General features: G+C 70.2%; 10 protein-coding genes. 2 read left to right on the top strand and 8 right to left on the bottom strand.

Going from position 1 to position 14695, the window contains the following annotated elements:
• Both VKN16_06570 and VKN16_06575 read right to left on the bottom strand, forming a co-directional pair.
• The coding region (locus tag VKN16_06570) for a phosphoketolase family protein (GenBank protein ID HME93863.1) at positions 1-1961 on the bottom strand (1961 nt) is incomplete at its 3' end.
• Between the two features lie 53 nt (positions 1962-2014).
• A complete protein-coding gene (locus VKN16_06575; GenBank protein ID HME93864.1) occupies positions 2015-3070 on the bottom strand; it encodes a class I fructose-bisphosphate aldolase in 1056 nt (351 codons plus the stop codon).
• Positions 3071-3725: 655 nt separating this feature from the next.
• On the opposite strand from VKN16_06575, the gene VKN16_06580 reads away from it, so the two are divergent.
• Both VKN16_06580 and VKN16_06585 read left to right on the top strand, forming a co-directional pair.
• Positions 3726-4910 carry an aminotransferase class V-fold PLP-dependent enzyme gene (locus tag VKN16_06580; protein HME93865.1) on the top strand — a complete coding sequence of 395 codons (1185 nt, stop codon included), beginning with the start codon at positions 3726-3728 and terminating at the stop codon, positions 4908-4910.
• 54 nt (positions 4911-4964) lie between these two features.
• The gene (locus tag VKN16_06585) at positions 4965-6239 is read left to right on the top strand and encodes a Rieske 2Fe-2S domain-containing protein (protein HME93866.1); all 1275 of its coding nucleotides are present in this window, start codon (positions 4965-4967) and stop codon (positions 6237-6239) included.
• A 153-nt stretch (positions 6240-6392) separates the two neighbouring features.
• Here VKN16_06585 and cydB read toward each other — a convergent pair whose 3' ends face one another.
• The 6 genes from cydB to VKN16_06615 form a co-directional block, all read right to left on the bottom strand.
• Complete coding sequence (gene cydB, locus VKN16_06590) at positions 6393-7439, bottom strand: cytochrome d ubiquinol oxidase subunit II (GenBank protein ID HME93867.1); 1047 nt, start codon at positions 7437-7439, stop codon at positions 6393-6395.
• Positions 7432-8790, bottom strand: coding sequence for a cytochrome ubiquinol oxidase subunit I (locus tag VKN16_06595; GenBank protein ID HME93868.1), 1359 nt, complete (start codon positions 8788-8790; stop codon positions 7432-7434). The genes cydB and VKN16_06595 overlap by 8 nt, the downstream gene beginning before the upstream one ends.
• A gap of 30 nt (positions 8791-8820) precedes the next feature.
• Entirely contained in the window at positions 8821-9213 is a 393-nt protein-coding gene (locus VKN16_06600; GenBank protein HME93869.1) for a DCC1-like thiol-disulfide oxidoreductase family protein, read from the bottom strand.
• A 120-nt stretch (positions 9214-9333) separates the two neighbouring features.
• On the bottom strand, positions 9334-10437 hold the full coding sequence (locus tag VKN16_06605) for an acyl-CoA dehydrogenase family protein (protein HME93870.1): 1104 nt from the start codon (positions 10435-10437) through the stop codon (positions 9334-9336).
• A gap of 6 nt (positions 10438-10443) precedes the next feature.
• On the bottom strand, positions 10444-11922 hold the full coding sequence (locus VKN16_06610) for an alpha-amylase family glycosyl hydrolase (GenBank protein ID HME93871.1): 1479 nt from the start codon (positions 11920-11922) through the stop codon (positions 10444-10446).
• Position 11923: 1 nt separating this feature from the next.
• Positions 11924-14653, bottom strand: coding sequence for a glucosidase (locus VKN16_06615; protein ID HME93872.1), 2730 nt, complete (start codon positions 14651-14653; stop codon positions 11924-11926).
• Between the last annotated feature and the right edge of the window lie 42 nt (positions 14654-14695).

The following is a 14695-nucleotide window of genomic DNA, read 5'->3' on the forward strand; positions in this document are numbered from 1 at the left end:
ACGACGTTGACGACGCGCACCTTCAGCTCGGGCAGGTGCTCGCGGATGAGCTGCACGGCGGCAAGCGTCTCCAGGGTCGGCACGTCGCCGCAGCACGCCATGACCACGTCCGGCTCGGCGCCCTTGTCGTTGCTCGCCCACTCCCAGATGCCGAGCCCGGCGCTGCAGTGCTTGACCGCCTGGTCCATGGTCAGCCACTGCGGGGCCGGCTGCTTGCCCGCCACCACCACGTTGACGTAGTTCCGGCTGCGCAGGCAGTGGTCGGTGACCGAGAGCAGGCAGTTGGCGTCGGGCGGCAGGTACACGCGCACCACCTCCGCCTTCTTGTTGATCACGTGATCGATGAAGCCGGGGTCCTGGTGACTGAAACCGTTGTGATCCTGCCGCCACACGTGCGACGACAGGAGGTAGTTCAGCGACGCGATGGGCCGGCGCCACGGGATGTGGTTGCAGACCTTCAGCCACTTGGCGTGCTGATTGAACATCGAGTCGATGATGTGGATGAACGCCTCGTAGCAGGAGAAGAAGCCGTGCCGGCCGGTGAGGAGATAACCCTCGAGCCATCCCTGGCACTGATGCTCGCTCAGCATCTCCATCACCCGCCCGTCGGGGGCGAGATGGTCGTCGAACGGGAAGGTCTCGGCGACCCACGCGCGATTGGTCACCTCCAGCGCGTCCTGCCACCGGTTGGAGTTGTTCTCGTCCGGGCTGAAGAGCCGGAAGTTCCGGCTGTCCATGTTCAGCTTCATGACGTCCCGGAGAAAGCGCCCCATGATCCGGGTGGACTCGGCCACCGGGCCGCCGGGCGTCGTCACCTCGACCGCGTAGTCGCGGAAGTCGGGCATGCGCAGATCCCGCAGGACCCCGCCCCCGTTGGTGTGCGGATTGGCGCTCATGCGGCGGGTGCCGCGGGGGGCCAGATCGGCCAGCTCCGGCTTGAGGGCGCCGTGGTCGTCGAAGAGCTCCTCGGGCCGGTAGCTCTTCATCCACTGCTCGAGCAGGCGCACGTGCGCCGGGTTGTCGTGCATCTCCCCCATCGGCACCTGGTGCGAGCGCCAGTAGTCCTCGGTGCGCCGGCCGTCGATCTCCCTGGGGCACGTCCATCCCTTGGGGCTGCGGAGCACGATCATCGGCCAGCGCGGCCGCCCGGTGAAGCCGTTGCGACGGGCATCGGCCTTGACGCTCTGGATCTCGCGGACCACGGTGTCCAGCGTGGTCGCCATCTGCTCGTGCATCTTCTCGGGCTCGTGGCCCTCCACGAAGTGGGGCGTATAGCCGTAGCCGCGGAACAGGTGGTCCAGCTCCTCGTGGCTGATCCGGGCCAGCACGCACGGGTTGGCGATCTTGTAGCCGTTGAGGTGGAGGATCGGCAGCACGACCCCGTCGGTCACCGGGTTCAGGAACTTGTTCGAATGCCAGCTCGTCGCCAGCGGCCCGGTCTCGGCTTCCCCGTCACCGATCACGCAGGCCACGACCAGGTCGGGGTTGTCGAACGCCGCCCCGTAGGCGTGCGAGATGGCGTAGCCGAGCTCGCCACCCTCGTGGATGGAGCCGGGCGTCTCGGGCGCCACGTGGCTCGGGATGCCGCCCGGGAAGGAGAACTGGGTGAAGAGCCGCTTCATCCCGTCCTCGTCCTGGGACACGTTCGGATAGACCTCGCTGTAGGTGCCCTCGAGGTAGGCGTTCGCCACCAGGCCGGGCCCTCCGTGACCGGGCCCGGTGATGTAGAGCATGTCGAGGTCGTGCGCCTTGATGACCCGGTTCAGGTGCGCGTAGATGAAGTTGAGCCCCGGGGTGGTCCCCCAGTGGCCGAGCAGCCGCGGCTTGATGTGCTCCTTGGTCAGCTGCTTCTTGAGCAGGGGGTTGTCGTAGAGATAGATCTGGCCGACCGACAGATAGTTGGCGGCCCGCCAGTAGGCATCCAGGAGAGTCAGCTCCTTGCTGGACAATGTCTTCGTCATCGTGCGCCCTCCTCGCGCTTCCTTCTTTCCTGGCGTGCGATGCGCCGCGCGCCTCAATCGTCTTCCCACTCGCCGGCTCGGCCGCTCGGAACCAGCGCGGTCTCCATCTCCTCGGTGTAGGTCCCCAGGCTCGCCGCCCCGTTGCACCGAACCCGGTGATAGAGGGCCTCCTGAGCCGCCTTCACGTTCTCCTCACGACCGTGCCACGCCTGCAGCGCCGGGTCCTGGAGCGCGCGGCCGTACGAGAAGCTGATCTTCCAGGGCTTGCCGTCCGGAAGCTGGTTGATGGCGTTCAGGTGGGCGGTCGCCAGCCGGTCGCTCTGGCCGCCCGACAGGAACACGATGCCGGGCACCGCCGCCGGCACGTGCCGCCGCAGGCACCGCACGGTGGCGGTCGCGACCTCCGGCACGGAGGCCGGGCGCGGACACCGCGCGCCCGCGATGACCATGTTGGGCTTGAGCAGCATCGACGGCAGCGACACGCCCTGCTCGAACAGCGCATCGAACACCGCGTGCAGGACGGCGCCGGTCACCTGCTCGCACCGCTCGATCCCGTGCGCGCCGTCCATCAGCACCTCGGGCTCCACGATCGGCACCAGTCGCTGCTCCTGGCACACCGCGGCGTAGCGGCCGAGCGCATGCGCGTTCACGCTCAGGCACGCCGGGCTCGGCAGGGAGCCCGCGATCCGGATGACCGCTCGCCACTTGGCGAACCGAGCGCCCATGCGATGGTACTCGGCCAGGCGATCGCGCAGCCCGTCGAGGCCCTCGGTGACCGTCTCGTCGGGTGAGCCGGCGAGCCGCTTCGCCCCGGTATCGACCTTGATGCCGGGAATGATGCCCTGGGCGGAGAGCACCTCGGCGAGCGGTGTCCCCGACGCGCTCGTCTGGCGGATCGTCTCCTCGTACATGATCACGCCGCTGACGAACTCGGCCGCGCCCGCCGCGGTGAACAGCATCTCCCGGTAGGCGCGTCGGCTCTGCTCGGTCGACGGGATCCCGAGCGCGGCGAATCGCTTGCTCAGGGTCCCGACGGTCTCGTCCGCCGCCAGGATGCCCTTGCCGTCGGCCACCAGCGCCGCGGCGACCTGCTCGAGTTCCTCGCTCATCGCTTCAACCTCCTCCGACCGCGGTGCGGACGGGTCGGACTTCCGGAATCGTCGTCGATGCGCGGATGGGAAGTCCCGACGAAATCCGGAAAGTTCTCCGAACCTTCTCCACGCCACCGGGCCGGATCAGAGACGGGATGCCTTGGAGTTCGAGACATGCAACGCCTCCGTGCCATGCCAGACTTCCATCTCCGGAGGCTGGACGTCGATAGTAGCGAAGCTATTCTCGGAGGGAATAGGACTTTGGTCTTACGTGACGTAACGCGACCGGCCATCTCGCGCGACGCTCGGGGGACCGGCCGACCAGAACCCCGGGCGATACAGCCGGACCCCGGCCCGGCGACCGGCGTCATGCGCCAGAGCGAGGGCTTCTCGAAGAGGCGCTCTCGGAATTCCTCGGTCGCCCAGATCTGGCCCGGGTCGACGTGTGGCTCCGAGGTAGGACGAATCATCCGACCGATCACACCCGAGAGCGCGAGGTGCACGAGGTAGCTCGTCGCCGCCGGCAGCACTCGCTCCGGACCGAGGGTGCCTTCGCCCGGCCGCAGGAACCGCTGCACCACCGTTCGGAGGCGATTTCCAGATCACCCGCGAGCCCACGAGGATCTTCCCCCGGCCGGCGCCTCGTGCGACAGTAAGGCCCGGGAGGCCGAACATGACCGTCGCCAATGGCCGCGAGTTCCTGAGCATTCCCGGGCCCACCAACGTGCCCGACGCCGTCCTGGCCGCCATGCAGCGGCCGGCCATCGACATCTACTCCGGCGACATGCTGGAGATCACCCGCTCGCTGCACGCGGACCTGTCGAAGGTCTTCCGCACCGACAGCCGGGTCTACATCTATGCGGCCAACGGGCACGGGGGCTGGGAGGCCGCGCTGAGCAACGTGCTCTCGCGCGGCGAGACGGTGCTGGTGCTCGAGAGCGGGCTCTTCGCGGTCGGCTGGGGCGACATGGCCAAGATCATGGGGGTGAAGGTCGACGTGCTGAAGGGCGACCTGCGCCGCGCGGTGAGCCCGGAGGCGGTCACCCAGCGCCTCGAGGCCGACACCGATCACGAGATCAAGGCGATCCTGGTCGTGCAGATCGACACCGCGTCCGGGGTGGTCAACGACATCCCGGCCATCCGCCGGGCGATCGACGCGGCCCGGCATCCGGCCCTGCTGATGGTCGACGCGGTGGCCTCCCTCGGCTGCATGCCGTTCGAGATGGACGCCTGGGGCGTCGACGTCGCCATGTCCGGCTCGCAGAAGGGCCTGATGACCCCGCCCGGCCTGGCCTTCGTCGCCGGCAACGAGCGCGCGCACGCCGCGCACCAGAAGGCGGATCTGCGCACGCGCTACTGGGACTGGACGTTTCGCGACGGCGAGGCGCACTACCAGAAGTACGGCGGCACCCCGCCGGAGCATCTGCTCTTCGGGCTGCGCAAGGCGCTCGACCTGCTGCTGGCCGAGGGCCTCGACCACGCCGCGCGCCGGCACGCGCTGCTCGCCGAGGCCACGCGCCAGGCGGTCGACCGCTGGGCGGAGGCACGGGCGCTGGCCATCAATGCGACGCGACCGGCGGAGCGGGCCAGCTCGATCACGTGCGTGCTGACGCCGGACCGCAATCCGCAGCCGCTGCTCGACTACTGCCGCAATCGCTGCGGCGTCGTCCTGGGCGTGGGCATCGGCCCGCTGTCCGGTCGCGCGTTCCGCATCGCCCACATGGGCCATGTCAACGCGCCGATGGTGATCGGCACGCTCGGCGCCGTCGAGATGGGGCTGACCGCGCTGGGCATCCCGCACGGAGCGGGCGGCGTACAGCGAGCCGTCGACTACCTGAGCCGCGAGGTCGCGGCCTAGACGCGAGAACCCCGGAAGCCGCCGAGACCTCCGAGCCATCCGAAGGAGGAGCACATGCTGTCACGCGAGGAGAACGAGCGCCTCACGCGAGTCGGCCCCGGCACCCCGATGGGCATCACGATGCGGCGCTACTGGATCCCGGCGCTGCTCGCGCGCGAATTGCCCGCCCCCGACTGTCCCCCGGTGCGCGTGCGCATGCTGGGCGAGGACCTGATCGCGTTTCGCGACACCGAGGGCCGCATCGGGCTGCTCGACGAGTACTGCCCGCACCGGCGAGCCTCGCTCTACTTCGGGCGCAACGAGGCGTGCGGGCTCCGCTGCGTCTACCACGGCTGGAAGTACGACACCGAGGGCCGCTGCGTGGACATGATGAACGAGCCGGACAGCGAGTCCTTCCGCGAGAAGATCTTCATCACGTCCTACCCCACCCTGGAGCTTGGCGGGCTGGTGTGGGCCTATCTCGGCCCGGCCGAGCGCACGCCGGCGCCGCCCGCCTTCGGCTGGACGCGCATCCCGGCCAGCCACATCACGGTCTCCAAGGTCATCCAGGAGACGAACTGGCTGCAAGGACTCGAAGGCGGCATCGACACCTCGCACGCGCCGATCCTGCATCGGCTGCTCACCCCGAACACCACCCGGCCCGGCTTCAAGCCCGATAACCCGTTCGTGCGGGGCAAGCCGCCCACCCTCGCGGTGGACGTCACCGACTACGGCTATCGCTACGCGGGCATCCGCACGCTCGACGAGGGGAGCATCCACGTGCGCACGTATCACTTCATCCTGCCCTTCCACCAGATCCGCCCGTCGCGCTCGGAGAGCGGCGTGCCGCTGATGGCCGGGCACACGTGGGTGCCGATCGACGACGAGACCACCATGGTCTTCAACTGGGAGTTCAGCACCACCGACGCCCCGCTCACCGAGGAGGACCGCCTGGAGCGGCGGCTCGGCAACGGCCCGCTCGACGTGGATCAGGCCACGTTCCGCTCGAAGCGGAACCGGCAGAACGACTATCTGCTCGACCGCCAGGTGCAGAAGACGGAGAGCTTCACCGGCATCGACGGCATCAACACCCAGGACCGCGCCATCCAGGAGAGCATGGGCCCCATCGTGGACCGGAGCCGCGAGCACCTCGGTCCCGCCGATCGCGCGGTCATCCAGGCGCGCCGGCTCCTGCTGGAGGCGGTGAAGACGGTGGAGGACGGCGGGGCCCCGCGCGCGATCGCGCCCACCTACGGCAGCCTGGTCGCCGCGGAGGCGGTGCTCCCGCGCGACGCCGACTGGCGCGACGCCACGCTGCCGGCAGGATCTCAGATCGCGCAAACCGTCTGAGCCGCGCGCACCGCGCGGCATCGAACGAGCAGCGCGTCCGAGCAACCTCCGTTCGAGCGCGGGCTTGGCCCGCGCAATCGTGCTCTTCGGGGGAGGTTTCGGCAGCGGGCCCCGAAGGGCGGAGCCCGTTCTGATCGAGTCGCCCCCTCCGATCTAATACCCCTCGCCCTCGCGTGCGGCCACCGCCTTGCCCCGGTGCAGGCGGAACACGATGACGAAGTAGGCAAGGGCGAGCGGCAGCCCGACCAGGAACCACCGGAGCGCGATGCGCAGGCTCGCCTCGTCGCCGCCGCCGGTGTAGGCGGTCATCGAGAGCGCGTCGCCGCCGGTGGCCCGCAGCATCACCGGGAAGTACGACGCCGCGCTCGCCCCGATGATGCCGAGCAGGAAGGCCCCCGAGCCCACGAAGGCGCCGAGCCCGGTGCCCCGGGTCATGCGCAGGAACACGGTCGCGATCCCCGCGACCGCCGCCACCACCGCGACGATGCCCAGCCAGCGGCGCCCCATGCCCGGGAAGAGCGCCGGGTTCACCGCCTGGCTGGCGAGCGTGACCACCGGCCACAGCGCCGCCACCGCGATCCACAGCCGGTGCGCGGCGCGACGGCTGCGCTCCTGCACCGCGCCGTCGGTCTTCCAGGCCAGGAACAGCGCGCCGTGACCGGCCAGCGCCACCAGCGCGAACAGCCCGGTCAGGATCGTGTACCAGTCGAGGATGCCCACCGGCTCGCGCGCGGTGAAGTCGGTGAAGAGCGGCAGGGCGAACCAGCCGTTGGTGTCGAGCGGCACCCCGCGCATCAGGTTGCCGAAGGCCGCCCCCAGGAACACCGCGAGCAGCGTGCTGGCCGCCGCGAACATGAAGTCCCAGGCCGCGCGCCAGAGCGGATCGGTCACGTGGCTGCGAAACTCGATGGAGAGGCCGCGCCCGATGAGGCACCAGAGCAGGAGGAAGATCGCGAAGTAGAAGCCGGAGATCCCGGACGCCAGCACCCGCGGGAAGGCCAGGAACAGCGCGCCGCCCCCCGCGATCAGCCACACCTCGTTGCCGTCCCAGTAGGGACCGATCGCGGCCAGCACCTGGCGCCGCTCGGCGTCGGTGCGCGCCACCAGCGGCGACAGGATGCCGGCGCCCAGGTCGTAGCCGTCGAGCGCCACGTAGATCGCGAACATGAGCGCGACGATGGCGTACCACAGCTCAAACATGGGCGGCTCCCGGGCCGGCCGGCGCGCCCTCGGCCAGCGGCCCCGGGCCGTGGGCGATCTCGCGCCCGATCAGGTACACGAACAGGATGCCCAGCGCCAGATAGATGCCGCAGAACCCCATGAGCGTGAACACCACCGTGCCGGAGTGCACGGTGGGGCTGGCGCCCTCCGCGGTGCGGAAGAGGCCGTAGACGAGCCACGGCTGACGACCCAGCTCGGCGGTCATCCAGCCGACCGTGTTGGCGATGTACGGCAGCGGGAACGCGAGCATGAGGATCCAGAGCATCGGGCGATTCCCTTCCAGCCGTCCCCGCCAGATCAGCAGGGCCGCGAGCAGCGCGATCGCGGTCAGGATGGTGCCGATGCCGGCCATGATGTGGAAAGCGTAGTAGAGCAGCTCGATGTTGTCGGGCCACACCTCGGGCGGGAACTCGTCGAGGCCCTTCACGCCGGCGTGGAACGTCCCGTAGGCCAGGAACGAGAGCGCCCACGGGATCACCACCGGGTTGTCGAGCCGGCGCTCCGCCACGTTGGGCTGCCCGATGATGACGAGGCCGACGTGGGTCGACGTCTCGAAGTGGCCCTCCATGGCGGCCAGCGCCACCGGCTGGTGGGCCGCGACCAGCTTGGCCTGCCGGTCGCCGGTGACCGCGACGAGCAGGCTCGCGACCAGGCCCGTGGCGACGCCGAGCCGCAGGAAGAGCCGTGCCGTCGGCAGGTGCCGTCCGGCGAGCGTGTAGTAGGCGCCCACCGCGGCCACCACGAACGCGCCGGTGACGACCGCGGCCACCATGTTGTGCGCGTACTGCACCAGCGCCCACGGGCTCAGCACGAAGGCCCGGAAGTCGACCAGCCGCAGTGTTCCGTCCGCCGCGACCCCGTGGCCGACGGGGTATTGCATGAACGCGTTGGTCGCGATGATGAAGTAGCCGGACACCCAGCTGCCCACGAAGAGGGCGACGGCGGCGAGGAAGTGGCCGACCCGTGAGAGGCGCCGCTCCCCGAACACCAGCACCGACAGGAAGCTCGACTCCAGGAAGAACGCGAAGAGTCCCTCCATCGCGAGCGTCTGGCCGATCACCCCGCCCGCGTAGCGGCTGAACCGGGCCCAGTTGGTGCCGAACTGGAACTCCATGGGGATGCCGGTGACCACCCCGACCGCGAAGTTGATGCCGAAGATCCGGATCCAGAAGCGGGCCGCGTCGTTCCACCGCTCCCCGCCCCGCGCGAGCCCGCGCGCCTTCATGAGCACGATCAACAGGGCCAGCCCCATGGTGAGCTGGGGGAAGAGATAGTGGTAGACGATGGTGAACGCGAACTGCAGGCGGTGGAAGATGAGCGCGTCGTCCACGTCGGAGTTCGGCTAGCTGGCCACGCGCCCTCAGGACACGAATCGCTCGCGCTCGGCCGCGGTGGGAAGCCGGCCCGCGTCGAGCCGGCCGAACCAGCGATAGCGGCGGGCGGCAACGTGCTCGTCGACCAGATCGCGGAACGGCGGCGGCACGAGCACCAGCGGCCATGGCAACGCCCACGGCCAGCCGAGGCGCCGCAAGATCTCGAGCACCGCCGTCGAGTCGCGATAGCACCGCCCGTCGGCGAGCAGCGCCATCGAGTCGCTGCGGTCGGATGGCAGCCGATGCCGCGCCCGCGCCGCCTGCCCCGCGGTCGACTGCAGGGCGGCGAACCGGAACACGGCGCTGCGGTCATGGGCCAGCACGAAATCGACGGCACGGCTGCCGAGCCCACACCCCCCGTCGAAACGCGCCGCCGACATCACCGACGGCCCTCCTCGATGCGGTCGGGCACGAACGGCGGGCGGCGAGCGATCAGGGCGTCGTCCATGCCGGCCACGGTCAGCTGGCCATTGGCACTCACCGCGCCGAGCCTGGCGGCGTCATTCGAGGCCGAAGCCCTCCATCATCGCGTCGAGGGCCAGCGGCAACGGCGGGCGCAGGGCGGTGCCCGCGAACGACGCGGCGAGGAGGCGCGCCGCCGGGCTGGTGCGCCGGTAGTGCCGGCCGCCGCTCAGCGCGAACAGATCGGCACAGAGCCGGGTGGACTCCTGCGTGACGTAGGTCTTGGCCCGCACCGCGCGGGCGGCGTAGGCGGGGCCGGCCGCGGGGCGCCAGCCGTCCGCCGTCTCGAGCAGGTACGCGCGCATCGCCTCGTAACGCATGAGGGCGTCGGACAGTCGCAGCCGCAGCGCGGGCGACCGCGGCGCCGGAACGCCCAGCGCGTGCAGCAGGCCCCGGGCGCAGCCGAGGGAGATGGCGGCGAACAGGGGGACGACATAGGGGATGGGCTGCACGACCTCCAGGAAGTTCGGGAAGCCGATGAGCGCCTCCGCGACCGCGTCGCGGTACCGCACCGTCTGGCTCTCGGTCGGGCGCATGCCGAACCCGTCCCAGTCGTTCAGGATCTCCACCCCCGGCGCGGTGGTCCGAACGAAGAAGGCCTCCACCGCTCCCGCGCCGGGCAGATCGTCCGGGCTCACCTTCGCGGTGGAGAAGAAGTGGCTCGCGTGCCGTCCGAAGGAGGCGAGGATCTTCTCACCGGTGAGCCGGAATCCCTCCCCGTGCCGCTGGGCGGTGGTCTGCGTCGCGGCCAGCGAGCCGCCCGCGCCCCTCTCGGAGTTGCAGGCCGCGTAGATCCGGCCCGCCCGATAGTCGGCGGCGACCCGCTCGAGCTGGGCGGCGCACGCGGCCCGGTGAACGGCCGGCCCGGCCGCAGCCGCGGCCACGACGAAGCCGGCCAGGGCCAGCGGCATGCTGATGAGGAGCGCGGCGGCCGGGGACGCGGCGGCCAGCCGCTCCACGATCAGCACGCCGTCGCGCAGGGAGCCGTCGTGGCCGCCGAGGACGACCGGAAACGGCGCGCCGGGCACGCCCAGCGCGTAGAGGTCGGCCACCGTCCTGGCCGGGTAGGCTTCCGGGTCGCCCGCTTCCCGCTCCTGAACGGCGGGGAGCAGCTCCTCGAGTCGGTCCAGGAGCGCGGTCATCTCGTCTCACGCCCGCCCGACGTCGAAGACGTGGTAGCCCCACGAAGGCAGATCGAGATAGAGCCCGCGCGAGAGCAATTCGCCGCCGTGGCGGTCGTAGCGCGCCGGGCTCATGAGGTCTCGCAGCGACACCGAGCGCCCCTCGAGATCCGGGAACGGCAGGCGGACGTAGCACTGGCCCTGATGACCCGCGTAGTTGACGACGACCAGCCGCCGCGGGCCGTCCGGCATCTCCCAGGACCACGCGATGAAGCCGTCCCACGTCCCGTTGCCGTCCCACGCCGCCGCGCATTCCAGCAGACGCCACTGCCCGTCCCGCACCACCGGCTGGGCCAGCACGGTGCGCAGCTTGCCGTAGAACCGCTCGATCGTCGCGTCCACCGTCTCCCTCGGCGCGCGGACCAGGTGCGGCGAGATCCGCTTCGTGCGGCCCTCGAACTGGCCCTGGTGGAAGAAGCGCAGGCCCGGCGAGAGAAAGGTGACGATCGCGGCGGCCTCCCGCATGCCCGTGGGAAAGCTCGCGGCCGCGCGCGGCTCGTCGTGGTTTTCCATGAACCGCGCCAGCCGGATCTGGTAGTCGAGGCCGGCGCACAGGTGCTCGCGCACCGGGCGCGCGTGCCCCTCCCGCAGGCGGTCGTAGAGCCGCTTGTCGTAGGCGTAGTCGAAGCCCTGCTGGAGCATGGTCCACTCGAGATCCCAGTACACCTCGGCCATGAAGCGGAATCCGGGCGCGCGCTCCCGCACCCGCCGCGTCGCCTCCGGCCAGAAGAGCGGCGCGCGCCGGCCCCACGTGCGCTCGAAGACGTCGGGGAGCGCCAGCATCGCCATGTCGCAGCGTACCCCGTCGCACTGGCCGCCGATCTTCAGCAGGTCGCCGATCATCGCGGCCTGGGTGGCCGGATTGGAATAGTCGAGCTGCAGCGTGTCCGGCCAGCCGTCGAAGTAGGGGTCGCGTCCGTGGGCGATGATCATCGTCCCGCGCTTCCGCTGGACCCGGATGTAGTTCTGCGGCGCCTTGTCGAGATCCGCCTCGCTTCCCGCGACGTAGTACTCCGGGTGGTCCTCGACCCAGGGATGGTCGAGGGCGGTGTGATTCGGAACGAAATCCAGCATGAGCCGGAGGCCGCGCGCCCTGAGCCGCTCACGCATCCGCGCCAGCGCCGCGTCGCCGCCCAGAGCGGGCGACACCGTGTAGCCGGTGATGGCGAAGCCGGAGCCGGCGATGTCCTCCTCGCGGAGATCGGCCAGCGTGGCCTGGAACTCGCGGCGCCACTCGGGGTTCTCGCGCGAGATCCGCCGGCCCGCCGGGCCCGTGCTCCACACGCTGAGCAGCCAGATCCAGTCGGCGCCCAGGCCGGCCAGGCGATCCAGCTCGGTGTCCGGCACGTCGTCCAGCGTGGCGGGCCGGCCCCGCGAGCGCGACAGGTCGGTCAGCCAGACGCGCGTGTTGATCTGATAGAGCGCGGGGTGCCGCGGCGCGCCCACGTCACGTGCTCCGCGCCGCGGGGGCGCGCGCGGCGCGATTGCGGGACGCCGGCTCCGTCTCCAGCACCCCGGCCACCTTGCCCTGGTCGAGGAACTCGGCGCTGGTGCTGGTGGCGAAGAGATGCAGGCCCCGCGCAATGAGGCCGGTCCACCCGGTCTGGTGGCTCGCGCCGAGCCCCGCGCCGTTGTCGCCGTGGAAGTACTCGTAGAAGAGGAGGAGGTCGCGCCAGTGCGGGTCGTCCTGGAACTTGCGCGCGCCGCCGTACACCGGCCGCCGCCCGGTCGCGTCGCGGAGGAAGATGCTGGCCAGGCGCCCCGAGATCTCCTCGGCCACCCCGTACAGGTTCATCTTCCGTCCCGAGCCGGTCGGGCACTCGATGGTGAACGCGTCACCGTAGTACATGTGGTACTGCAGCAGGGCCCGGATGATCAGCCCGTTCACCGGCATCCAGATCGGCCCGCGCCAGTTGGAGTTGCCCCCGAACATCCCGCTGTCGGATTCGGCGGGCAGGTACGACACCCGGTACTCCTGGCCGCCGCTGCGGAACACGTACGGGTGCTCGGCGTGATAGCGCGACAGGGCCCGGATGCCGTACGGGCTGAGGAACTCCTTCTCGTCGAGCATGGTCTGAAGGACGCGCCGCAGCCGCGTCTCGTCCAGCACCGCGCCGAGGCGCCGGCCCCCGTGGCCGGTCTTGAGCGGGTCGTGGATGAAGGCGCGCAGCTCCTCGCGCTTCTTGAAGAAGCGCTGCACCTGGGCGGTCAGGTGCGGCTGCCGCTCGAGATAGCCGCCCTCGAAGACGGTGACCGCGCACAGGGGCAGCAGCCCGACCATCGAGCGCACTTTCAGGCGCTCGGCCCGGCCGTCGGGCAACCGGAGGACGTCGTAGAAGAAGCCGTCCTCCTCGTCCCACATCCCCGCCCCCTCGCCGGCCCGCATCAGGGCGTTGGCGATCCACAGGAAGTGCTCGATGAACTTCAGGGCCATGTCGAGATACGCGGGCTTGTGGACGGATAGCTCCGTGGCGATCTCGATCATGTTCTGGCAGAACAGCGCCATCCACGCGGTGCCGTCCGCCTGCTCCAGGTAGCCGCCGGTGGGCAGCGGCGCGCTCCGGTCGAACACCCCGATGTTGTCGAGGCCCAGGAAGCCGCCCTCGAACGCGCTGTTGCCGTCGCGGTCCTTGCGGTTCACCCACCAGGTGAAATTCATCGCCAGCTTCTGGAAGGCGCGCTCCAGCCAGTCCACGTCGCCCGCGCCCCGTCGGACGCGCTCGAGCGTGTAGGTGAAGATGGTGGACCAGGCGTGCACCGGCGGATTGACGTCGCCGAAGTTCCACTCGTAGGCGGGCAGCTGGCCGCTGGGATGCTGGTAGGGCGATTCGAGCATCAGATCCAGCTGCTGCTTGCCGAAGTCCTCGTCCACCAGGGTCAGGGCGATGACGTGGAAGGCCAGGTCCCAGGCCGCGTACCAGGGGTACTCCCACTTGTCCGGCATCGAGATGACGTCGGCGTTGTACACGTGGTGCCACTGCGCGTTGCGGGGCAGATCGCCGCTCGGCAGCCGGAACGGGTCGACGTTCCGCTCCGCGAGCCAGCGATCGACGTCGTAGTAGTAGAACTGCTTGGACCAGAGCATGCCGGCCAGCGCCTGGCGCATCACGTTGGCCTCGTCGGCGTCGAGCGCCTTCGGGATCACCGTGGCGTAGAAGTCGTCCGCCTCCTTCCGGCGCGCCACGAAGGTGGCGTCGAACCCGCGGCCGAACGGATCCGCGGCCGCCCCGCCCTGAAGCCTGAGGCGGACCGTGCGCGACTGGCCCGCGCCCACCGTGAGCTCGTACTGGGCGGAGGCCTTCGTGCCCTGCTGCTCGGGGTTCACCGACTCCCGGCGCCCGTGGACGACGTAGCTGTCGATCCCGTCCTTCACGAAGGGCGTGGCGTTCGCGGTGTGGAGCAGGCGCTCGGCGTTGGTCTCGTTCTCGGTGAAGAGGAGCGGGACGGCGCCCTCGCAGGACAGCACGTACTCCCCGAGGTCGGGATGCGAGGCGCCGACCACGCCCGGCGCGGTCTGGCGGAGGACCGGACGCGCGGTCGCGTCGTCCCCCGACCAGGTGTTGCGGAACCAGAGCGTCGGCAGCACGGTCAGGGCCGCCGGCTCGGGGCCGCGATTCTCGACGGTGATCTGGACCAGGAGGTCGCGCGGCGCCGCCTTGGCGTACTCGACGAAGACGTCGAAATACCGGTCGCCGTCGAACACGCGCGTGTCGAGCAGCTCGTACTCGAGGTCGGCGCGGGTGCGACGCCGGTTGGTCTCCACCAGGTCCCGGTAGGGAAAGGCGGCCTGCGGATACTTGTACAGGTACTTCATGTAGGAGTGGGTCGGCGTCGAGTCCAGGTAGAAGTAGTACTCCTTGACGTCCTCGCCGTGGTTGCCCTCGCTGTTGGTCAGCCCGAACAGCCGCTCCTTGAGGATCGGGTCCTTGCCGTTCCAGAGGGCCAGGGCGAAGCAGAGCAGCTGCCGGTCGTCCGAGATCCCGCCGAGACCGTCCTCACCCCAGCGGTAGGCACGCGAGCGGGCCTGATCGTGGCTCAGGTAGTTCCACGCATCCCCGTTCGGGCTGTAATCCTCCCGCACGGTGCCCCACTGCCGCTCCGAGAGGTAGGGTCCCCACTGCTTCCACGGCGCTTGGCCGGCTCGGGCCTCTTCCAGACGCTGACGCTCGGCATCCATGGCGGCTCCTCACGATTCGCGGACGTGACGCACGCGAGTCGG

This window comes from Candidatus Methylomirabilota bacterium (assembly GCA_035315345.1).
Classification (GTDB): Bacteria; Methylomirabilota; Methylomirabilia; order Rokubacteriales; family CSP1-6; genus CAMLFJ01.

Excerpts from the sequence above, each read along its gene's own strand:
- VKN16_06575 (HME93864.1), bottom strand. The coding sequence starts at position 3,070 with ATGAGCGAGGAACTCGAGCAGGTCGCCGCGGCGCTGGTGGCCGACGGC.
- VKN16_06580 (HME93865.1), top strand. The coding sequence starts at position 3,726 with ATGACCGTCGCCAATGGCCGCGAGTTCCTGAGCATTCCCGGGCCCACC.
- VKN16_06585 (HME93866.1), top strand. The coding sequence starts at position 4,965 with ATGCTGTCACGCGAGGAGAACGAGCGCCTCACGCGAGTCGGCCCCGGC.
- cydB (HME93867.1), bottom strand. The coding sequence starts at position 7,439 with ATGTTTGAGCTGTGGTACGCCATCGTCGCGCTCATGTTCGCGATCTAC.
- VKN16_06600 (HME93869.1), bottom strand. The coding sequence starts at position 9,213 with ATGTCGGCGGCGCGTTTCGACGGGGGGTGTGGGCTCGGCAGCCGTGCC.
- VKN16_06605 (HME93870.1), bottom strand. The coding sequence starts at position 10,437 with ATGACCGCGCTCCTGGACCGACTCGAGGAGCTGCTCCCCGCCGTTCAG.
- VKN16_06615 (HME93872.1), bottom strand. The coding sequence starts at position 14,653 with ATGGATGCCGAGCGTCAGCGTCTGGAAGAGGCCCGAGCCGGCCAAGCG.